Annotated in this window: 1 protein-coding gene; it reads left to right on the top strand. The window is 67.9% G+C overall.

All coding sequences use genetic code 11. The features are described 5' to 3' along the window. Positions 1-196, top strand: a 196-nt coding sequence (locus tag ACPYOM_RS23935; RefSeq protein ID WP_481347896.1) for a hypothetical protein, incomplete at its 5' end; no start/stop codon positions are given. Positions 197-212: the final 16 nt, after the last annotated feature.

Genomic DNA, 212 nt, shown 5'->3' with positions numbered 1-212 from the left:
CCCCCCCCCCTCCCCCCCAAACCCCCCCCCCCCCCCCCCCGATTACTACGCGTCTCGTGGGCTCGGAGATGTGTATAAGAGACAGGTCGGACAGGCGTGCGATGTCGCGTCCGCGCCACAGCACTTGGCCGCCGGTGGGTCGCAGGATGCCGGCTCGGGCAAGACGACGCTGCTGCTGTCTCTTATACACATCTGACGCTGCCGACGACGGA

Source organism: Monashia sp. HAY1-2A, from assembly GCF_056755315.1.
Note: the sequence above shows the minus strand (reverse complement) of the source record. Positions and strands in the feature narration are given on the sequence as shown.